This is a genomic window from Siphonobacter sp. (assembly GCF_048595215.1).
GTDB lineage: Bacteria > Bacteroidota > Bacteroidia > Cytophagales > Spirosomataceae > Siphonobacter.
This window is the reverse complement of the sequence record NZ_JBMDWJ010000074.1, coordinates 1-19,983: the sequence shown is the minus strand read 5'-3', so window position 1 is coordinate 19,983 and position 19,983 is coordinate 1. Positions and strand designations below refer to the sequence as shown.

Sequence of the window (19,983 nt, the reverse complement as noted above, 5' to 3'; positions counted from 1 at the left end):
AAAGTATACGCCGGTACGGAGTCACCTTCTTTCAACGAATCAACCGTATACGACACGCTCATTGTGGGCGGGGGCATTACTGGCCTTACCGCCGCGGTGTTGTTACAGCAACAGGGACAGAAATGCCTGCTCGTCGATGCTCATAGCCTGGGGTATGGAACGACTGGGGGAACCACGGCCCACATCAACACCTTTGCCGACACTACGTACGCGGAAGTGGAGAACGATTTTGGGGCAGAAGCAGCCCAGCAATTTGCCAATGATATTGCCGGGGCTGTATCCACCATTCAGGATTGGGTCCAGACCTATAAAATTGACTGTGATTTCGAACGAAAGCAGGGCTTTGTATACGCCGATGAAGAAAAGCAGCTTAAGGAACTCGACAGCCTGTTTCAAAGTGCGGTAAAAGTAGGAGTGAAGGCCCGTCTGGCTCCCCAAGCTCCTATCCCCGTACCGACGGTGAAGGTCATTACGATCGACAATCAGGCTCAGTTTCATCCCCTGAAATACCTGATGGGTTTACGCGAAGTGTTTGTTAAAGCTGGCGGCGTTATTTTGGAAAACACCCGGATCGAACAAACGACGCAGAAGGACGGCTATCACGAAGCCGAGTCCGAAGGCCGTATCTTGAAAGCCAAGCAAATCATTTACGCCACGCACATTCCGCCCGGCGGAGTCAATCCTCTGCATTTTGAGGCAGCACCGTACCGGAGTTACGTACTGGCCGTTACCCTGAAAGACAAGGCCTATCCCGACGCTCTGGTGTATGATATGCAGGATCCCTACCACTACTTCCGTTCGCACGTAGTCGAGGGCCAGAAGTATCTGGTTGTGGGGGGAGCGGACCATAAAACCGGTCACGGCGATCCCGAAGCTTCTTTTGCTGAGCTGGAAGCCTACGTGCGGCAGTACTACGAGGTGGATTCGGTAGCTTACCGCTGGTCGGCTCAGTACTACATGCCCTTGGACGGACTGCCTTATATTGGCAAACTGCCCGGCTTTTCGGAAGGGATCTTTACGGGGACGGGTTACAACGGAAACGGAATGATCCTGGGTACGCTAGCGGGAAAAATTCTGAGTGATCTCGTGCTAGGGAAAGAAAATCCGTCAGCAGCCCTGTATGATCCGGGTCGGGTAAAACCCCTGGCCGCCGCTTCCGAATTCATCAAAGAAAACGCCGATGTCGCCTACCGTTTTGTCGCCGATCGTTTTTCTACCGAAGAACTAGATTCACTCGATCAGCTTCCAAACGACAGTGGAATGGTCGCTGAATTTTCTGGACAGAAAGTGGCCGTCTACAAAGACCCGTCGGGAGACATCCACGCAGTCAGTCCCGTTTGCACGCACACGCACTGCATTGTCAACTGGAATAATTCCGAAAAAAGCTGGGATTGTCCCTGCCACGGAGCCCGCTTTGATACGGACGGAATCGTACTGACCGGCCCCGCCCGGCGAAATCTGGAACCGATAGAGTTGAAAGGCAAGGCTTAAGCGTGAGGCCAGATCGTTGGTAGAGAAACTAAAAAAGAGCGGATGAAAGTCAACCTTTCATCCGCTCTTTTTTATGAAATGCCTCAAGTATTTATGTAGTGAAACACATATAAGTGCTTGAAATGAAAGTTATTCCATAAATTCCCAGGCACTTTGGTACGCCTCATGGCTTTCCGCATAAGCGATAAAGTCCGCGTAAAACGAAAGTTGTGAAAGCGTAGCACTATCCCCGATCACGACCAGCTTTTTACGGGCCCGGGTCATGGCTACGTTCATGCGACGGATGTCAGAAAGGAAGCCAATTTCGCCTTCGCTGTTACTACGGGTCATGCTGATGTAGACCACATCCCGTTCCTGCCCCTGAAAACTATCGATGGTGTTAATGGAAATGTACTCGGCTACGACTTGCAAAGATTCCGTGTGCTGAAACTGCTCCTGTAACACGCTGATTTGTTGCTTGTAAGGTGAAATGACCGCAATGCTGGGAAAGTCGCCGCCCCTGGCCCGTACCTGTTCTACCAACTGAGCCAGATGCCGCATGAGAAAAGATGCTTCTTCGGGGTTGGTCGAACTGGTCCCTTCCAATTTCTCTTCAAATCCGCAGCCTGCCGTATCGATAAAAGCCAGCGGAGCATCGCCCGGAAATAAGAGGCGGTGAGCTACCGAAGCATGAGCGATGAGCCGATCCTGATAGAATAGTTTTGAGGAAAAACCCATGATTTGTTCGTGCATGCGATACTGTTCCTCCAGCAGTACCACGGCTTCCGGATGGAGAGCAACGGATTTTTCAAGCAATGTGGTACTCAGTCCCTGGCGGGCGGCTTCTTTGGACTTTACCGTGGGTGGCAACTGGCAATGGTCGCCCGCCAATACTACCTTTTGAGCTTTGAGAATGGGAATCCAGCAGGCGGGTTCCAGAGCCTGTCCGGCTTCGTCGATGACTACCGTATGAAAGGTTTGATTACGAACCGTGTAATGATTGGCCCCCACAAGCGTAGCCGTAATTACCTGCGTACGCCCCACCAGATCGTCAATGATATACTGTTCGCTCTGATCGACTTCTTTCATAAGGCGATGGGCCTCGTCAAAGAGAGCCTTACGTTGGTCGCGTTCACCTTTGCCGAAGTTTCGCTTGTAGGTGTGGGCCATGCGTTTGTATTCCTGAGCCTGCTTCTTCAGATTTTTGATTTCCTTCGTGCGGGCATGCTCGGTCATTTTCTGGTCAAGCGTCAGGGACATCAACCGCTGCGATACACGGGCCGGATTGCCCACGCGTAATACGTTGAGGCCTTCTTCACTCAGTTTTTCACTAAGCAAATCGACGGCCGTATTACTGGGAGCCACCACCAGAATTTTCTGGTGCGTCTGTTGCCAGAGGGCTTTAATGGCCTGGACGAGCGTGGTCGTTTTACCCGTACCCGGCGGGCCGTGAACGATAGCCAGCTCATTCGCCGCAAGGATCTTTTCAACGGCCTGTTGCTGAAACGGATTCAGTCGCGGCAAGGGGCTAAGCGTAACGTCGGTACGAAAGGTGGGAGAGGCCGAGCCCGTCAACAGTCGAATCAATTGACCATCGGGTTTGTCGCTCCGTTGATCCGCCACTTTCAGGGCATTCTGCATTTCCTCGTAGCTGTTGTCATCAAACAGCAGGTCAATGCCCAGTTTACCCTGGCGGGACCATTCGGGCAGCTCATCCGTCCGTAGCGTCAGGCGAAGGCGGTTGCCACTCTGATGGGCGACGATGCCCTCGACGCGGTCCTCCTTGGGATCATGGTTGGAAAACAGTACCGCCGGCATACCGAAGCGGAACTGATGAGGTATATCCTGATGCGTGGTACGCTCTAATTCCACCGTCAGATAATCGCCGCGACTCATTTCGGAGCCCCGGATGGCCAGTGGGTACCAGCTCAAGCCGGCAGCTCTCCGCTCGCTGACGGAAGTCGATTCGGTCAGTTTTAAATACGACTGCCGATCTTCTTCCCGCTCGATCTGGAGTAATTCCAGTAGCTTTTTAAAATAATCCATACACAAAGGTAGCCGCTGGTTTACAGAAATGGGGAAATCCTTCGAAAACCAAAGGGACAGCCTGTCACTTTGAAAGCAAAAACTACCGAGTGTAGAGCGGCACGTGTAGCTTTGCCGCATCCAACTACATACCGAATGCCTGCGATCTCTTCCCCCGAAACTACCGAAATCTATCGTGAAGCCTCCCTTTCGCTAGTGGTTAAGCCCCAGGCTGATGCGGCGGCCTTAAGCCTGCTCAAAGGCACGATTTACGGCACGAAAGGTGTCCGCTATCGGCAAACCAATCAGGAAGAACGGCTACGGGAACTCTACAATCCTTTCTTTTTTCACCTGTATGAAGAGGAAACCCTGTTGGGTGTGTACTGCCTGGATCATCGGGTCGTTGAAGTGCCCTGGGGATGGGTAGACAGTTTTTATGGCCGGTATCTGGCCGTAACCTCAGCCGCTCAGGGGCGTGGCTACGGCCGCTTGCTGAAAACGCAGGCTGTTGCTTACCTCTTTCAGCAAATTCCGGCTCCGTTTTTGGTGTATTCATTTATTGAAGCCAGAAATACGCGTTCGGTAGCAGTCTCTCAAACGCTTCAATTTGAGTGCATTGCCCGATTACAGTCGTATCTGTTCCGCCGCTTGAATCCTAAAAGAGATACCCGTTTCAGAGCATTGACAAAAGAAGAAGAATCACAGCTACTGCCTTCCCTGCAAGACAGCTACCAGCCGTACGCTTTCAAAACCTGGACGAAAACGCAGGGAAATTTTTATGGTCTTTGGGAAGCAAATCAAATCGTAGCTGCCGTTGCCGCCCGGCGGGTTCGCTGGCAGTTCAGGCACATGCTGGGGGCGGGGGGCTGGTTTTTGATGCATGGACTTCGTTACGTACCAGTACTGAAGAATCTTTTCCAGCCGGATTACGCCTTTGTCGCCTTGGAGGCTGTCTACCTGAAGGCGGGTTTCGAGTCACTTCTACCCACGCTGCTGGAAAGCCTACTGGTTCATATGAAAAGATACACGGCTCTCTGGCAACTCGATGAACGCCGTACCGAATGGACCCGTCTACCGGATATGGGCTTCTTTAGCGGCTTTCAAGCCGGGGTATCTACGCAGGTGTGGGTACAAGGAAAAGGTTTGTCCGAAGCACAGTGGCAACAGCTCCGGCAAAGTCCGGTGTATGTCTCTTCATTTGATTATACCTGAGAAAATAGTTTCAAGTTTAAGTTGAGTTTTGAATGTTTATTTCTTTAATAATCAGATAAGTATTATTAAAACAAGGAGGAAGTACAGGATTGCCTGTACTTCCGCCTTGTTTTACACTAATACTCTATTTAGCTTTCTTAGACATTTCGTCAATGGCTAGATACCGCTCGCGTTGCTGCTCGGGTTGCTCAAAGGTCTTGGCACCAATGTGCATGACGTACACTTTGTTTTCCGTAGCGGGCGTCCATTTGGGTAAGCCAGCTCCGTTGGGATTGCCCGTTTTGATAAAATTAGCGAAGTAATTCTGCATGGTTTTAGACACTTTGTAGTCTTCATCCGTCCAGGCGTACACTTTGTTAGTGGCCAGATTGCCCATGGCGTACTCAATTTCAGCCGAGTGGACGGCACCCTTAGCCGCCGGGGCGGGTTTAGTAGCGGGGTCGGTATTTTTCACTACGCCTCCGGCTAGTCCGGGCTGAGCATTGCCCATTTCAGGCCGCATCGCGGGACGCGGCTGGGTATACAGGTAACGGTACACGGGCTGTTTGCTGGTTTTCATATGGTAGTCCGCCCATTTCCAGGTACTGTACCCAATGAAAAGATCACCCGCCAGAGCCGTACCTACTTCTTCTACCTGAGCATCTGAAGTCACGGGATAAGCCTTTAGAATGTCATCAGCCGAAGCTCCTAAACGACCCTGCACGGCCTTTTTGTAGTTTTCTACGGTAGGGGCTTGCGGACCCAATAAGGCCCGGTAATTCATTTCTTCCGAGTTCCAGCCCAGTAGTAGGGGTACCTGAGCCTGATCACCCGCGGCGAAAATATCGCTGACGGGTTTCGGGAAAAAGTAACCGTCGATGGTGATGGGAAAGCTGCCAGGAGCTGCCTTTGCAGTCGCTTCCAGTAACTCTTTCGCCGGTAGGGCCCGCAAAGCAGCCAAAGATGCAGCCCCAATAGATTCGCCAAACTGACTGCCTTTCTTTTCTGCTTCAGCCAGGGAAACTGGTGAGAGCGTACCCATCAGCGAGCCACTTTCACCAATCGCCTGAGCAAACAGGTTTTTGGAACCCGGCGAGGCCATCTGGGCACTCACCGCAATAGAACCAGCCGATTCGCCAGCAATGGTTACTTTGTTCGGATCGCCTCCGAAAGCGGCAACGTTGGCCTTCACCCAGCGTAACGCCGCCTGCTGATCCATGAGACCGTAATTACCGGACGAATGATGCGGTGACTCTTTCGTCAACTCGGGGTGAGCCAGAAAGCCAAAAACCGTGAGTCGATAATTGATGGTAATGGCAACGATACCCTTTTGGGCCATGCTTTCGCCGTCGTAACGCGGCTCGGAGCCATCACCGGCCATGAAGCCACCGCCGTAGAAATACACCAGTACGGGCAGTTTTTCATTGCCTTTTTTCGCCGGCGTCCATACATTCAGGTACAGACAATCTTCACTCGTTCCGTTCGAACGAAAGTTCATGTCCCCAAACAAGGCTCGCTGCATGGCAGCAGGGCTAAAATGATCCGCTTTGTGCACGCCTTCCCAGTTTTTAACGGGCTGGGGTTCTTTCCACCGTAGATCGCCCACGGGGGGCTGAGCAAAGGGAATGCCCTTGAACGAACGAATCCCACTGGCTTCGACGGTTCCTTCGACGACTCCGTTCTGGGTTTTAATCTGAGGAGCTTTTGACGTCTGGGCAAAGGCCAGCGTCGTTCCCATCAGTAAAAAGGTAAGCATTGTTTTCATCATTGCAAGAGGCTGTTTAACGCATGAAGTAATCGATTGGGTTTTTTGAAAAATCAGAGAAATGCTTTATTGTTGCACAGTGCAACAATAATAGAAAATGCCCTTGAATCGAACAAATTTTGTAGAAAAGAAACGATAAAGAGTGCTACGTATGACTACTGCAACGGATGAGACCAGCCCTCAGGGGCAGGGCTTTTTACCGGGGCTGGCCCTGGATTTTGTCATTTTCGGTTTTCACGATCAGGAACTTAAAATTCTGATTCTGGAGTACGAAAACACGGATTTGTTTGCCCTGCCGGGCGGATTTGTCCGCGAAAAGGAAGATCTGGAGTCTGCCGCCCGCCGCGTGCTGGCTCAGCGAACGGGCCTCACGGATATTTACCTCGAACAGTTTCATACCTTCGGAAGTATGCAGCGGTATGATCCAGCTCCGCTCGCTCAGATCATGCAAGCGAAAGGTCACGCGGTGCAGCCGGATCACTGGCTGTTACGCCGGTTTGTAACGGTAGGGTACTACGCCTTAGTGGACTTTACCCGAGCCGTACCCCAGCCCGACGCGATGGCCGATCGCTGTGCCTGGTACGAACTAAATCAGCTACCTTCGCTGATGCTTGACCACGAAAGCATTGTAGCCAAAGCCCTGGAAACGCTTCGGGAAACGCTGGATCGGAAGCTCATTGGGTTTAATCTGCTGGAAGAATCCTTCACGATGCACACGCTGCAACGGCTTTACGAAACGGTGTTGGGGGAAAAACTGAATCGATCGAGTTTTCAGCGACGCATGTTGAGTCTGGGAATTTTGCAGCGACTGGAGAAGACGTATACGGGCAAAGCTCACAAAGCCCCGTATCTCTACCGGTTTATTCAGCCGGAGTAAGCTGTCGGAATTAGCCCGGCAAATGGTCGGGTTTGACCAGTATTCGCTGAGAAAAAGGGGCTTAGGTTTGCAAAAACAAACCACTACTAAACCTATGGCTACGCAAATCTTTGTAAACCTGCCCGTAAAAGCCCTTGAACCTTCCGTCACCTTTTTTACGCAACTGGGCTATTCATTTAACCCGGAGTATACGGACGAAAACGCCACGTGTATGGTCATCAGCGATACCATTTTCGTCATGCTGCTGGTAGAGCCCTTTTTCCAGACCTTTACCAAAAAATCCGTAGCCGATGCCCAACAAACCGCTGAGGTAATCGTATCGCTTTCACTCGGAAGCCGGGCGGCCGTCGATGACATAATCCAGAAAGCTCTGGGGGCTGGAGCAACCACGCCCATGCCCGCTCAGGACATGGGATTTATGTACCAGCACGGCTTTCAGGATCCGGATGGCCACTTGTGGGAGTTTTTCTATATGCAACCCAACGCGTAAGTACGTTGCCATCCAACGTCCACCACTCCGTAAGACTAGAGCTTAGGGGGTGGTGGACGTTACTATAATTAGCACATACCAAACGTTTGATAGCAACCGAAATCGTTAGCCCGTATCTGAAGTCTTGATAAACACGGGTACGATGCGACCAGGAGAGCTTTAGACCGAATTGTACGCATATAATTGGAGGAGGGTCATACACCAAAAAACAAGCAATACTCGTTCTAGCAGCAGAAAAAAAGTTAAGGAATCCCGCTGGCAAAACAACGCCTGTTGACTTGTTCGGTGTACCTTAGCCTTTTTGAAACCCTTACTCTGGAATTTTTTACAATGCAAAGACGCCATTTTTTAAAACAGTCTGCTCTGCTGACGGCTGGTGCCCTCGCCTTACGTGAGTCGCTTGCGGCGGCCCCGTTGAAAACGATCAATCCGTTCGGCGTTCAGTTGTACAGTGCCCGTGACGTACTGCCAAAGGACCCTAAAGGCATCATGACGCAGTTGGCTCAGTACGGCTACAAGCAGTTTGAGAGTTACAGCGGACCCAAGGGATTTTTGTGGGGTCTGGAGCCGAAAGAAATGAAATCGTTTCTTGATGGGCTGGGCGTAAAGATGATCAGTACGCACTTCGATTTTCGGGCCGCGGCCAGCAAGCCTGACGTACTGAAAAAGAACATTGAAATGGCACAGGGAGCGGGCTTGAGTTACCTGCTTTGTCCTTACATCGGTGCCCAGAAGACTTGGGATGACTGGAAGAAAATCGCCGATGAGTTCAACAAAGTAGGAGAGGAAGTAAAGAAAGGCGGCCTGAAGTTTGGGTACCATAACCACGACTACTCGTTTAAGCCCCTGGATGGCAAGCTACCCCAGGATTATCTGCTGGCTAACACCGATCCTAAAAACGTAATGTTTGAGCTGGATTTGTGCTGGATCGACGTGGCTGGAGTCAATACAACCGAACACCTGAAGAAATACGGTAAGCGTTACGAACTCTGCCATATCAAGGATTATACCGTTAAAAATGGTAAACCCGTGCAGAACGATATTGGTGAGGGATCCGTAGATTTCAAAAAGACGCTGCGGAGCGTGCTCGATACGAGTAAGATTAAGTACTTCCTCGTTGAACAGGAGGAATACCCCGGCTCGCCGATGGACAGTTTGAAAAAGGACGCTCAGTATATGAAAACGCTGAACGTTTAGCCAAAAGGCAGCTACAAAAGAGCAAGGCACGGACAACTGTCCGTGCCTTGCTCTTTTGTTGGGTATACGGGTGCGGGTTTCTGAACCTGTACCCACTAGGAGGCAGTTTCCAACTGCCGCCTGTCTAGTAGGCAATCAGTACGGCTGTGTGAAGCTGATTTACTACAGATTCACCCCGCCCGATACTTCGATCCGCTGAGCATTGATCCAGCGAGCTTCTTCCGTACACAGAAAAGCAACTACGCCCCCAATGTCGTCGGGTAAACCTACCCGGCCGAGGGCCGTCGCACTGGCAATTTGCTGGTTGATCTGAGCATTGTCCCGTACGGCTCCACCGCCAAAATCGGTTTCGATGGCTCCCGGAGCCACGACGTTGACGGCAATGCCCCGTGAGCCCAATTCCTTCGCCATGTACCGGCTCAGCGTTTCGATGGCCGTTTTCAGGGAAGCGTACACGGCGTAGCCTGGATTGGAAAAGCGAGTCAGACCCGAAGAAATATTGATGATTCGGCCACCATCGGTAAGCAGGGGCAGCAGATGCTGAGTCAGGAAAATGACGCCCTTGAAGTGAATGTTCACCAGTTGATCCACGTCTTCTTCCTTGGTGCTGCCAATGGGCGTATAAGCACCCACGCCGGCGTTATTAATTAAAAAGTTGAACTGTTCTTGTCCAAAGGTATCGGCAAGTACTTGTTTAAACTGGCCAACAAAGGCTTCAAAGCTAGCCACGTTTCCCGTATCAAGCGGAAGGGCCGCGGCTTTTGCCCCCAGTTGCTCAATCTCCGCGACGACCGCCTGAGCTTCGTCAGCTTTACTATGGTAGGTAAGAATCACGTCGATTCCCTTTTTAGCCAGACTCAGGGCCATATTTTTGCCCAAACCTCGGCTACCGCCGGTAACTAATGCAATACTCATAATAGTCTGTTTCTTAAGGTTTGAAAGAACGGTACTTGGCCGTAAAACCAAATACCAGCAAGCACAGAGCGGGCCCGGCCAGGCCCTATCCCAACCAGCGATTCACGGCTGGCTTGCCGGATGCAAAGATGCGTGCTAGGACGATCTGAGTGTTTGTAAGGATCAATCCATTCGTTGCAAAAATCAAATCTTAGGCCCGAAAAGCGAGCGGTGAGAAGGAGGTTTGCTTGCGGAAAAAATTGGAAAAGTGGGCGACCTGTTCAAAACCCAGACAGTAGGCGATTTCGGAGACCGTCCAGTTGGTTTGTTTGAGCAAAATTTTGGCTTCCTGCAGGATCCGCTGTTGAATGGCTTCCGTCGTAGTCTGGCCCAGTGTTTCTTTCAAAACCTTGTTGAGGTGATTCACGTGAACCGCCAGATGATCGGCGAAATCCTTGGCCGTACGAAGGCCTACCTTCTGATGAAGCGTATCAATGGGAAACTGCCGTTCCAGTAATTCAAGAAACAGGGAGGTAACTCGGGCAGAAGCCGGGGGATGGGTGGAGCTTGCCGGCAACGGCTGTAGTTTCTGTCCGTAATGAATCAACTCCAGCACGTAGGTGCGTAACAAATCGTACTTGTATGCGTAATCGGACGTGATTTCTTCCCGCATCTTCAGGAACAGGCTGTGGAGCTGGTCGGCTTTCTCATCGCTTAGCTGGAAGATCGGTACGCCGCCCGGTCGGAAAATGGGTAGCTCATCCAGTATGACGCCGCTCTTGCTGGGCAGGAGAAACGCATCCGTAAAAATGCAGAAATAACCCGCCTGCTGCTCATCCAGCGGTACGTAGTGATAGGGTACCTTAGGCGAAGCAAACAGCAGGGCATTGGTTTCAATGTGGATGACTTTATCGGCGTACTCGACTCGGTTTCGGCCGCGAATCAGACTGATTTTATAATAAGTCCGACGATTGTACGGCATGACCGACCGCTGCGTTGTCTTCTGAAATAAGTCTTCAATGCTGAAAACATTAAAATGACCAATTTCTTTCGCGACATCCTGCGGAAAGATCGTTTGTTTTTCGAGAGTAGTGCAAGTCGTTATTTCCCGATAAAAATCATCAACCGAGGTCAGAGCCATGTAGCATGAGTTTGTAAAAATCAAATCTACGAAGAGTGATCAACAAATAAAACGAAGCACATACGGATTCCATAGGCACGCGTAAAGATCAGTTAAAGGGAAGAGCTGAAAATCCAAACATTAAGAAATCTTAATCTTATCCTAAGGTCGTTTTTATCGGAACAGACGAACTTGGCTGCTTAGCAGGAAGAGAATTCGTCGGGGCTGTCAGACTCAAAAGAACGATACCCTCTGAAATGCTTAGGCAAATGTTTTAGTAATAGGACTTATTGTGATCTGGGATTGAACGGGTACGGTCGGTAAAGTGAGTCCGCGTAGCCCCTATTGAAAGAAAAAAGTACCCCCATTAAGGAATCGTTCGTGATTCCCCTTTATTCATTCGTGTGAAAGAAGCCTTACGCTATACCACCCTTTTCCTGCTTTGCTGGCTCAGTAGTGAAGCAACCCTGGCCCAGACCTCCGTTTCGGGCCGGGTGCTTGGCTATGTGTTCAATCGAATCGGGGATTATGACGGATTACGGCTACAAACAACGGCGGGTGAAGTACAACTAAGTTTTCCTCCCCACGCCGCTCTCGGTATCCGGCGACTGGCCCGTACCGGGCAAACGATTACCGCCGATGTCCAACCCGGAGCCAGTGGACCCGGCCCGGCTCGCCCACCTGAAGCCCGCCTGAACCGGTATCGCCTGATTCGGCTGCGAAATCTCTCTTCGGGTTTGGTGGTACAAGTGGCCGATTTGCCGCCGCCCCAACCCAAATCGGGCTCGCTGGTTCAGGCGGAGGGGCCCTTGCTCAAAAAGATACAGGACGAACGGGGGCAACTGATCGCTTTGCTGACGGATAAGTATCTCATTGAACTGAAACCCCACCAGGCCGGACAAATTCTTCCCTTGCTGGAGGGTGTTCAACGCCTGGGTGTAACTGGTTTCGAGCGAACCGCCGAAGGCTTCGTCAATCAAACCGGCCGTACGGTCTTACACCCTTCTACACTAACGATTCGGGGTCAAACCTTTGCACTCTAATGAAAATTCTGTTAATCGACGACGAAGAAAAACTGGTCCTGCACCTGCAGAAAGGTCTTCGGCAGGCGGGTTACTCGGTGGATATTGCCTTATCGGCATCGGTGGGCCTGGAACAGGCAGCCGTAGGCGATTACGATTTGATTTTACTGGACCTGATGTTACCCGGAACGACGGGCTTCGACGTGTTGCGTACCCTACGGGCTTTTGGCATTGACGCTCCCGTGATGATTCTGAGTGCCCTCAATCAGTCCCGCCACGTAGTAGAAGGACTCGACTTAGGAGCCGTTGACTACCTGCGGAAGCCCTTTGAGCTGGAAGAATTACTGGCCCGGATTCGTACGGTACAACGGAGTCAGGCGGGTAGTCGGCTGGCAGTATGGCAGATCGGGGACTTGCGTATGGATCTGGCCAGGCGGCAGGTCAGCCGGGGCGAACAACCCATTGCCCTGACGCCCCGGGAGTATCAACTGCTGGAACAACTCATGCGAAATGCCGGTCGGGTTCTGTCCAAAGCCCAATTGACCGAAAAAGTCTGGGAATCTGATTTTGACCGGGGTAGTAATGTCGTGGAAGTACACATCCATCAACTTCGGAAAAAGATTGACCGGGGCTTTGCCGTGCCGCTGCTCGAAACGGTCGTTGGCGTAGGGTATCGACTCAAGGGAACACTGGAAATCAATTAAACTTCTTTGATAGGTATGGTAGGAATCTGGCCCATTCGCAGTATTCGGGTAAAGATGGGTCTGGTATTCGGGCTTACCTTCTTTCTGGGGTTTGCCGCCGCGGCTACCTACGTATTCCATGAGGTCAAAAAGGTACTGATTCAGCAGGAAAATCGGGCGTTGATGGATCGGGCTACGCGGCTATCCGAACGGGTGTCGCTCTATCCCTTGGTCATTCCATTGCCCGAGTCGGGCGAAGTACTGGCCCTTTGGTATACTACCGGCGATTCTTCCCGCCGTCTGTACCAGTCGCCGCAGTTCCCGGAGCACCTGAGCAAAACCGGAGCCGCTACGGTCTTTCAATCCGATACGCTTCAACTGGCCCGGGTGAACCGAGATGCGGAAGGCGATTACGGAAATCTGACGACCATCGTAGGGCGTAGCAACCGCCCCCTGACCCGGCAACTGCAAAACATTGGCTGGTTACTGATCAGTACACTGTTGTTGAGCATGGTCATTTCGGGACTGGGAGCCTGGTGGCTGAGCGGCTGGCTATTACGCCCGCTACAGGCCATCATTCAGTCGGCCCGTTCGGTCAATCTGGCCGGCGGGGTAACGCCCATTCCCATGCCTCGTACCAGCGATGAATTACAGGAATTAGCGAAGACCATCAACGACATGCTGGCCCGCATTCAACAGGCCGTGGATACGCAACACAACTTCTTTGCCGCTGCCTCGCACGAACTGCGTACGCCCCTTAGTATTCTGCGAACCGAAATCGAAGTGGCCCAGCGGGAGGCGATCAACGATCGCGAACGTTTTTTTCTGGCGAGCCAACTGGCCGAATTACGACGACTGAGCCGTTTAGTAGATGATCTGCTGGCGATGAGTCAGCTCCGGGCGGGTACCCTGCAACTACGCCCGGAACCCATCGAACTCGACGATTTGACCTTGCAGCTGACGGAACGCTATCATGCCGTCCTGAAGCAGAGGCAACTCTATTTGTCCGTGCATTTGGATGATACCGCTCCTTCGTTTCGCGTAGGGGCGGATGAAGACAAACTTACGAATGTGCTGCTCAATCTGCTGGATAACGCCACCAAGTACGCCCGACCACAAACGCAGGTGGATTTGCGACTGGAGGTGCTCGACGAAAACGTGGTCTGGTCCCTGACCAATTTGACCAGTGGTCCGGTAGCCGATCCCGATCGGTTGACTCAGGAATTCTATCAGGCCGATACCCGACACGATGGCTACGGCTTAGGCCTCTGGATTAGTCAGCAAATGGTTCGACTCATGCAAGGTTCATTCACCGTAACGGCCACCCAAGACTCCTTCCGAGCCGAAATTCGCTTCAAAAGAAACCAGGACTCCGTTCGCTAAAACAGTGCCCTGGTTCACTCACCTCAACTACCCTTATCCTCGGGCATGGGCCATCAGTAATTCACCGGAGGCTGAAAACCGAAGCGTATACAACTGCTCACCCACGGCTACATCAATTTTGTACTCACTTGTAGTTCCTGCTGGCGGCGTATGCTGCTTGGCTACCAGGAATGTGTACCCACTGAAATGAGTCTGTAAGTAGGTCGTAATTACGGAAGGCAGCAGCGTCGCATCTTGAATGAGGGCGTCTTTGGCCGGAGCCATTGGTCCGCCCGGTCCTCCTGGCTTGGGACCTGGTCCTGTCGGAATAACCTGTGTACCCGTCGTATCAAAATGCAAAACGAGGAGCTGGCCGTTACTGAAAACCTTCACGTCGTAGGTAGTCGTCTCGTCGTGCACGTGTTCCTCGGTCCAGCCGTACGTGTAGCTGGTGTAAGTACTCGTAAGAGCTGTCTCGATGGCCGCTGGTACCTTATCTCTGGAGAGGTAACGGACCGCGTGTGTTTTGGTCAGATCGCCGGGAGCCGTATGTGCATCCCGGAAGGTTCCTGTCCCGTCGAAATGAACGTTGATGCGTTGGCCATTCGCTACAATCTGTACCCGGTATTCCTGAGCAACGCCGTTAATTTGGACGGATTCCGCAACGATGAACTGATACCCAGCGTAGGTTTGGCTGAGGTAACTGCTTACCGTAGCGGGCAACTGCGTAGCAGCCAGGGACGTAAGTGCCTCTCCGCGAGGACTCGCCGGGCGGGTCGTCAGGGCTCCGTTTGTGTCAAAGTAGTAATCCACCGGAACGCCATCCTTTAATACCGTCACTTTCGTACCCCAGTACGTGTTGGTACCGGGCTGAGCCTTCTTTTCTACCCGAATCAGGGTATATCCTGCGGCGTTCTGATCCAGGTACGTTTGGATGGCCGTCGGCAACGTTGAACTGGGCAAACCTACCACACTGGCGGAGGTCCGGGTACTAAACAGGACGCTGTTTCCAGTCGTCTGCGTGGGGCTGGGTGTCATCGCCGTTTTGGTACAGCTGGCGGTAAGGAGCGTAAGCAGGATCGCTCCGGATACAAAGGTCTTCTTCATTGGGTTCTTTAGTTGCTTGACCAAAGGTGATTCTGCCACATGAAGACAACCTTAAGATCGTATTAATTCTATCCGATCTTATCAAAGTGATAGAAATGCCGTTTATAAACCGACTCGGGTCGTCAATATGAAACGATCAGCGTTCTATAAAAGGAGAAGAACCGGAGGATAGAAGCGAAATCGGTTGATTTGATTTCCTGGTATTACCCTGGGAAATCAAACCAACCGATTGGTTTTAGGGAAAGGTCTGCTACTAACGGAGCAGAAATGACTTTCCGTTTACGGTAAGAACCGAGGCTTCGATCACCTGCTGTTTTTGCAGGCGAACCTGACCCTCACCCGTGGGTTGGACGTATCCTTCTACCGAAACCGTACTTTCTTTCGGAGCGACCGCAATCACCTGGGCGGCGAGGTGAGGAGGTACCCGGACGAGGGTTTGGTCACTGAGGCGTAACCCATTTACCTGGCCCTGCTTGTTGAGCTGATAATCGAGCACTTTGCCTTTGAAAGTCGTTGGCGTCAACGTCGGTGGCGTAGCGGGTGCGGCCGGAGGCGTATCGGTTACGACGGTTTGGCCACTCGTCAGGCTAACCAGCCGGAACATACTCTGCCCCTCGGGCGTGAGTTCCGAAGAACCCGTTATCGTTACCTGACGGCCCGATTTACTCGCCGCCTGAATGGCCTGTCCCAGGTGCGGGGGAAACTGAACGGCTACCTTTTTTCCTTCGGTATTAAAAGTGAATCCATCCAGAACCGACTCATCGTTGGCCGTGAAATCCTGCACAGTACCGCTCAGCGTCGTGAGGGCAACCAGCCCCGGTTGTTGAAGCGGGAGCGGCCCAGCGGGAGGACCGGGTCGGAAGGCAGCGGGGCCTGGACCTGGGCCTACGGGAGGTTGTGCCTGAAGGGTAACTACACTCGCCATACCGGCGAGTACGAGAAGTGCGAATGATGGTTTGCTTTTCATAGGTCTGTTTTGATGACTTACGATGGCAAACCTACCGTACCCACTTAAGGACGATCTGAAGAAACGATTAATTTATCTTAAGCTCCAGATATAGTAAAGGTTTGAATCGGATTGGTAATAGTGAATCCGATTCAAACCCTTATGACTTTTTGGGTTTAATTACAGAGCAAGCGACTGGGGACCAAATTCTTCAAAGCGAATGGAGGAGGCGGGAATACCAGCGGCCTTTAGATCCTCGAATTGTTTGTTAATGAATCCCGATGGACCACAGATGTAGTAAAGGGCCTCGGGATCCAAAACGGAAGCGGGTAGCTGCGAAATATCAACGATGCCCGCCTGAACGCCCGTCTGCGAGCCACCCAGCTCGGGTAATTGGCTGTAGAACAGGTGCGTGTGCAAGTGTGGATACGCCGCTTCCCACTCGGCCAAGACGTCTTTGAAGGCGTGTACGCCCGCGTGTCGACAGCCGTGAATCCAGTGAATGGGTTGCTTCGAGGGCGAATCCAGTAGATGTTCCAGCATACTCAGCAAAGGTGTTTGACCGACACCGCCGCTGATGAATACACTGGGCCGGGAATCCGATAGCTCCAGCGTGAATTCCCCGGCCGGAGCACTCAGATCCAGCGTATCGCCTTCCTGAATGTGGTCGTGCAAATAATTACTGATCATGCCGTTGAAACTGGGAATGGCGTTGGTTTCCCGTTTCACCGAAATCCGGTAATACCGCTGATTTGGAGCGGAAGAAATGCTGTACTGACGCGGCTGAAGCAGCTGGAGCTGGGGCAGAAACACCCGTACGCTGAGGAATTGTCCCGGCTGGTGTGAGGCTACTGGACCGCCATCGACCGGAATCAGATAAAAAGAAGTAATCTCGCTACTTTCGGTCTGTTTGATTTCCACACGGAAGGGCCGCCAACCGGTCCAGCCGCCTTCCTGAGCTACATTCTGCTCGTACAGATCCGCTTCTACGCCCGACATAAGCTTCGATAGTTGCTGATAAGCTTTGGCCCAGGCTTGTATGAGTTCGGGCGTTGCCGCCTCCCCGAGTACTTCGCCAATGGAAGCCAGCAAATGACGGCCCACAATGGCGTAATGTTCGGGCCGAATGGATAAACTGACGTGTTTGTGGCCGATGTGGTTCAGAACAGGTAACAGTACGGAAGGATCGTCGATGTGTTCGGCGTAGGCCAGCACGGCCATAGCCAGGGCCATTTGCTGGCGACCGTTCTGCTGATTACCCTGATTGAACGTATGTTTAAGCTCCGGATTGTAGCGGAACATGCGTTGGTAAAAGTGCGTCGTTAATTGTACGCCATTGGTTTTCAATACGGGAACGGTGGCTTTGACGAGTTCTTTTTCTTCGGTGGTCATCATGGTCATTAGTGAGTAAGCAGTGGTGAATTAAATAGTAAAAGACCTTTTAGTCTTTTATTGGGATAAAAAAAAGGATCATGCACTTTTTAACCGAACCAGACCCTGGGCAATCAGGTCATTGAAATCACCAATGGTAGACGATTGCAGCATTTTCTGAATCTGAGTCCTTACGCTTTTAAATTGCTGATGAATCGGGCAGGGGTTGGTTTCTGAGCAATTAGGTAAACCCAAACCGCAGCCGCTAAAGAGTTTATCACCATCGATGGCCCGCACGACGTCAGCCAGCGAAATATCCATCGCCGCTACGAAAAACCCGCCATTCGGGCCTTTCGCCGATTGCAGCAAGCCTTTCCGAGTCAAATCCTGAAGAATTTTGGCCAGAAAGGGCTCGGGAGCATCAATTGCCTGAGCAATCTGCCGAAAACCAACTTTATGCCCAGCGTCCGATTGCTGAGCAATGTAAAGTAGAGCCCGGATGGCGTATTCGCAGGTTTTCGAAAACATCGGCGTGTTAAACTTGGGACAAACGTACGCGGTTTTAAATAAAAGACAAAAATATCTTTTATTTATTTTTATCCGATTTTTTCAGTAACCAACGCCTATCGGGCTTTCCAATCCGCTCGGACGTGTGTTATGATTTTGTAAAAGTTTAGAGAAAACGGTACTTGCCGTTCCGAATGAACCTAGATTCACGCCGTCAAACAGGAGCTGGCGAAAACGCATTCGCACTTCCTAGCCAAGGGGAGGCTTGAGCGAACTGCTTGTACCATTCAAGATTGTTAAACGTTTTACTGGATCATCAAGTCTATTTTTTACGTACCATGAGCTTTACACGTTATTTTGCGTATGCGATGCTTTTGTTGGCCAGCGTTCGGACCAGTTACGCTCAGCCGGGGGCTCACAAGGCCGTATTCGTAATTGTCGATGGCATTTCTTACGAACAACTCAAAAAAATTCCGACGCCTCATCTGGATGCCATTGCCAAAGTCGGTGGTATGAGCAAAGCGTACGTAGGGGGGCAGAAACAGTCGTATTCACAAACCCCGACCATCTCGGCCGTGGGCTATAACAGTTTGTTGACAAGTACCTGGGTTAACAAGCACAACGTCTGGGATAACAGCATCCGGGAACCGAATTACAATTACTGGACGATCTTCCGCTTCTTTAAGGAAACCTATCCCCAGAAGAAAACCGCCATTTTTTCCACCTGGCTCGATAATCGTACCAAACTGATTGGTACGGGTTTAGAGCAGACCAATCACCTGGAAATGGATTACTTCTTCGATGGTTTTGAACTGGATACGCTGCATTTCCCGCACGATAACAAATCCGAGTACATTCGCCGCATTGATGAAAAAGTCGTGGATGAGGCGGCGGCCTACATCCGTACCAACGCTCCGGATTTATCGTGGGTCTATCTGGAATACACCGACGACATGGGACATCGATACGGGAATAGTGAGGCTTTTACCAAAGCCGTTACGCTGATGGATGATCAAATGGGACGCTTGTGGAAAGCCATTCAGGAACGGGAGAAACTCGGTGAAAAATGGCAGTTTTTTATCACCACCGATCACGGGAGAAGCGAACCCGTGGGAAAAGATCATGGCCGTCAATCGGATGCTGAACGCAGTACCTGGATCGTAACCAACGCCAGCGATTTGAATGATTACTTCCGCCAGTCGGCGAAGACGCAGGCATACCCCGCCATTGTGGACATCACCCCAACGATGGGTCGGCACCTGAGAATCAATTTTCCAAAAGAACGGGCCTTTGAACTCGACGGTGTATCGCTGACGGGTAAACTTTCGATCAATCACCCCACCATTACTAAAGAAAACAAGCAGATCAAGCTTACCTGGCAGGCAGTTGATAAAACGGGCGAGGTAAAGATCTGGCTGGCCCTAACCAATGACTTTGAAAAGGGCGGCCATGACCGCTATTTGTTGATGGAGCAAGTCCCGATAACGGCTGAAAAAGCGACACTGGACGTATCTAAACTACCCGAAGGTTTCTATAAAGTTGTACTCGAAGGAACGTATAACACTGTGAATCGTTGGGTAGTGGAACGCTAAAAAAAAGGTCACTAGTAAGCAAAGAGCCGCATCGGTTAGATAGACTAACTGATGCGGCTCTTTGCTATTAATACCAATGAACAGGTGATTTAATTAGAGTCTTTTTTTCTTTTCCTTTCATTGTTTATGAACTCAATAGTTAAACATCTCTCGAAATAGAAACCTCCTAAAAACAAGAAAAATTCTTAATTAAATGAATCGTATTTGGTCTATACAGTTGACGCCTTTTTACGCTTTGAAAATTAATAACTCTTTTTAGAGTTACTTTACAAACGGATTAACCTTATTTTGGAAAATAAATCAACCCGCCTTTCTACATTAATGTAGAAAGAACCTTCACCTCTATGAAATGGCTTTATACGAG

At 51.1% G+C, this 19,983-nt stretch carries 17 protein-coding genes; 9 read left to right on the top strand and 8 right to left on the bottom strand.

All coding sequences use genetic code 11. The features are described 5' to 3' along the window. The coding region (locus tag ACOJTG_RS04450) for an FAD-dependent oxidoreductase (protein ID WP_420152713.1) at window positions 1–1,491 on the top strand (1,491 nt) is incomplete at its 5' end. A 129-nt stretch (window positions 1,492–1,620) separates the two neighbouring features. On the opposite strand, the gene ACOJTG_RS04445 is transcribed toward ACOJTG_RS04450, so the two are convergent. Next, a complete protein-coding gene (locus ACOJTG_RS04445) occupies window positions 1,621–3,516 on the bottom strand; it encodes an AAA domain-containing protein (protein WP_420152712.1) in 1,896 nt (631 codons plus the stop codon). A gap of 135 nt (window positions 3,517–3,651) precedes the next feature. Between ACOJTG_RS04445 and ACOJTG_RS04440 the strand changes: the two genes are divergently transcribed. Continuing rightward, a complete protein-coding gene (locus ACOJTG_RS04440; protein WP_420152711.1) occupies window positions 3,652–4,707 on the top strand; it encodes a GNAT family N-acetyltransferase in 1,056 nt (351 codons plus the stop codon). A gap of 124 nt (window positions 4,708–4,831) precedes the next feature. On the opposite strand, the gene ACOJTG_RS04435 is transcribed toward ACOJTG_RS04440, so the two are convergent. After that, a complete protein-coding gene (locus tag ACOJTG_RS04435) occupies window positions 4,832–6,451 on the bottom strand; it encodes a carboxylesterase/lipase family protein (protein WP_420152710.1) in 1,620 nt (539 codons plus the stop codon). Window positions 6,452–6,602: 151 nt separating this feature from the next. Between ACOJTG_RS04435 and ACOJTG_RS04430 the strand changes: the two genes are divergently transcribed. From ACOJTG_RS04430 to ACOJTG_RS04420, 3 genes are all read left to right on the top strand, one after another. Then, on the top strand, window positions 6,603–7,328 hold the full coding sequence (locus ACOJTG_RS04430; protein WP_420152709.1) for an NUDIX hydrolase: 726 nt from the start codon (window positions 6,603–6,605) through the stop codon (window positions 7,326–7,328). Between the two features lie 94 nt (window positions 7,329–7,422). Further along, window positions 7,423–7,818, top strand: coding sequence for a VOC family protein (locus ACOJTG_RS04425; protein WP_420152708.1), 396 nt, complete (start codon window positions 7,423–7,425; stop codon window positions 7,816–7,818). Between the two features lie 330 nt (window positions 7,819–8,148). After that, window positions 8,149–9,015: a sugar phosphate isomerase/epimerase family protein gene (locus ACOJTG_RS04420; RefSeq protein WP_094813746.1), complete on the top strand. Its 867-nt coding sequence runs from the start codon at window positions 8,149–8,151 to the stop codon at window positions 9,013–9,015. Window positions 9,016–9,177: 162 nt separating this feature from the next. Here ACOJTG_RS04420 and ACOJTG_RS04415 read toward each other — a convergent pair whose 3' ends face one another. Beyond that, window positions 9,178–9,930: an SDR family NAD(P)-dependent oxidoreductase gene (locus ACOJTG_RS04415; protein ID WP_420152707.1), complete on the bottom strand. Its 753-nt coding sequence runs from the start codon at window positions 9,928–9,930 to the stop codon at window positions 9,178–9,180. A 190-nt stretch (window positions 9,931–10,120) separates the two neighbouring features. Beyond that, entirely contained in the window at window positions 10,121–11,050 is a 930-nt protein-coding gene (locus ACOJTG_RS04410; protein ID WP_420152706.1) for a helix-turn-helix domain-containing protein, read from the bottom strand. Window positions 11,051–11,433: 383 nt separating this feature from the next. Between ACOJTG_RS04410 and ACOJTG_RS04405 the strand changes: the two genes are divergently transcribed. The 3 genes from ACOJTG_RS04405 to ACOJTG_RS04395 are packed head-to-tail and all read left to right on the top strand — an operon-like array spanning window position 11,434 to window position 14,117. After that, window positions 11,434–12,072 carry a hypothetical protein gene (locus ACOJTG_RS04405; RefSeq protein ID WP_420152705.1) on the top strand — a complete coding sequence of 213 codons (639 nt, stop codon included), beginning with the start codon at window positions 11,434–11,436 and terminating at the stop codon, window positions 12,070–12,072. After that, window positions 12,072–12,755, top strand: a complete 684-nt coding sequence (locus tag ACOJTG_RS04400) for a response regulator transcription factor (RefSeq protein ID WP_420152704.1) — start codon at window positions 12,072–12,074, stop codon at window positions 12,753–12,755. The genes ACOJTG_RS04405 and ACOJTG_RS04400 overlap by 1 nt, the downstream gene beginning before the upstream one ends. A gap of 15 nt (window positions 12,756–12,770) precedes the next feature. Next, complete coding sequence (locus ACOJTG_RS04395; RefSeq protein WP_420152703.1) at window positions 12,771–14,117, top strand: HAMP domain-containing sensor histidine kinase; 1,347 nt, start codon at window positions 12,771–12,773, stop codon at window positions 14,115–14,117. Window positions 14,118–14,150: 33 nt separating this feature from the next. On the opposite strand, the gene ACOJTG_RS04390 is transcribed toward ACOJTG_RS04395, so the two are convergent. From ACOJTG_RS04390 to ACOJTG_RS04375, 4 genes are all read right to left on the bottom strand, one after another. Beyond that, window positions 14,151–15,203, bottom strand: a complete 1,053-nt coding sequence (locus tag ACOJTG_RS04390; RefSeq protein WP_420152702.1) for a PepSY-like domain-containing protein — start codon at window positions 15,201–15,203, stop codon at window positions 14,151–14,153. Window positions 15,204–15,456: 253 nt separating this feature from the next. Then, window positions 15,457–16,170 (bottom strand): hypothetical protein, encoded by a 714-nt coding sequence (locus tag ACOJTG_RS04385; RefSeq protein ID WP_420152701.1) that lies wholly within the window; start codon window positions 16,168–16,170, stop codon window positions 15,457–15,459. Window positions 16,171–16,329: 159 nt separating this feature from the next. Continuing rightward, window positions 16,330–17,544, bottom strand: a complete 1,215-nt coding sequence (gene hmpA / locus ACOJTG_RS04380; protein WP_420152700.1) for an NO-inducible flavohemoprotein — start codon at window positions 17,542–17,544, stop codon at window positions 16,330–16,332. Window positions 17,545–17,619: 75 nt separating this feature from the next. Continuing rightward, on the bottom strand, window positions 17,620–18,048 hold the full coding sequence (locus tag ACOJTG_RS04375; RefSeq protein WP_420152699.1) for an RrF2 family transcriptional regulator: 429 nt from the start codon (window positions 18,046–18,048) through the stop codon (window positions 17,620–17,622). A gap of 317 nt (window positions 18,049–18,365) precedes the next feature. Here ACOJTG_RS04375 and ACOJTG_RS04370 point away from each other — a divergent pair, with 317 nt between their 5' ends. After that, window positions 18,366–19,619: an alkaline phosphatase family protein gene (locus tag ACOJTG_RS04370; RefSeq protein WP_420152698.1), complete on the top strand. Its 1,254-nt coding sequence runs from the start codon at window positions 18,366–18,368 to the stop codon at window positions 19,617–19,619. The last annotated feature ends 364 nt before the right edge of the window (window positions 19,620–19,983 follow it).

Excerpts from the sequence above, each read along its gene's own strand:
- ACOJTG_RS04445 (WP_420152712.1), bottom strand. The coding sequence starts at position 3,516 with ATGGATTATTTTAAAAAGCTACTGGAATTACTCCAGATCGAGCGGGAA.
- ACOJTG_RS04440 (WP_420152711.1), top strand. The coding sequence starts at position 3,652 with ATGCCTGCGATCTCTTCCCCCGAAACTACCGAAATCTATCGTGAAGCC.
- ACOJTG_RS04435 (WP_420152710.1), bottom strand. The coding sequence starts at position 6,451 with ATGAAAACAATGCTTACCTTTTTACTGATGGGAACGACGCTGGCCTTT.
- ACOJTG_RS04430 (WP_420152709.1), top strand. The coding sequence starts at position 6,603 with ATGACTACTGCAACGGATGAGACCAGCCCTCAGGGGCAGGGCTTTTTA.
- ACOJTG_RS04425 (WP_420152708.1), top strand. The coding sequence starts at position 7,423 with ATGGCTACGCAAATCTTTGTAAACCTGCCCGTAAAAGCCCTTGAACCT.
- ACOJTG_RS04420 (WP_094813746.1), top strand. The coding sequence starts at position 8,149 with ATGCAAAGACGCCATTTTTTAAAACAGTCTGCTCTGCTGACGGCTGGT.
- ACOJTG_RS04415 (WP_420152707.1), bottom strand. The coding sequence starts at position 9,930 with ATGAGTATTGCATTAGTTACCGGCGGTAGCCGAGGTTTGGGCAAAAAT.
- ACOJTG_RS04410 (WP_420152706.1), bottom strand. The coding sequence starts at position 11,050 with ATGGCTCTGACCTCGGTTGATGATTTTTATCGGGAAATAACGACTTGC.
- ACOJTG_RS04400 (WP_420152704.1), top strand. The coding sequence starts at position 12,072 with ATGAAAATTCTGTTAATCGACGACGAAGAAAAACTGGTCCTGCACCTG.
- ACOJTG_RS04395 (WP_420152703.1), top strand. The coding sequence starts at position 12,771 with ATGGTAGGAATCTGGCCCATTCGCAGTATTCGGGTAAAGATGGGTCTG.
- ACOJTG_RS04390 (WP_420152702.1), bottom strand. The coding sequence starts at position 15,203 with ATGAAGAAGACCTTTGTATCCGGAGCGATCCTGCTTACGCTCCTTACC.
- ACOJTG_RS04385 (WP_420152701.1), bottom strand. The coding sequence starts at position 16,170 with ATGAAAAGCAAACCATCATTCGCACTTCTCGTACTCGCCGGTATGGCG.
- hmpA (WP_420152700.1), bottom strand. The coding sequence starts at position 17,544 with ATGATGACCACCGAAGAAAAAGAACTCGTCAAAGCCACCGTTCCCGTA.
- ACOJTG_RS04375 (WP_420152699.1), bottom strand. The coding sequence starts at position 18,048 with ATGTTTTCGAAAACCTGCGAATACGCCATCCGGGCTCTACTTTACATT.
- ACOJTG_RS04370 (WP_420152698.1), top strand. The coding sequence starts at position 18,366 with ATGAGCTTTACACGTTATTTTGCGTATGCGATGCTTTTGTTGGCCAGC.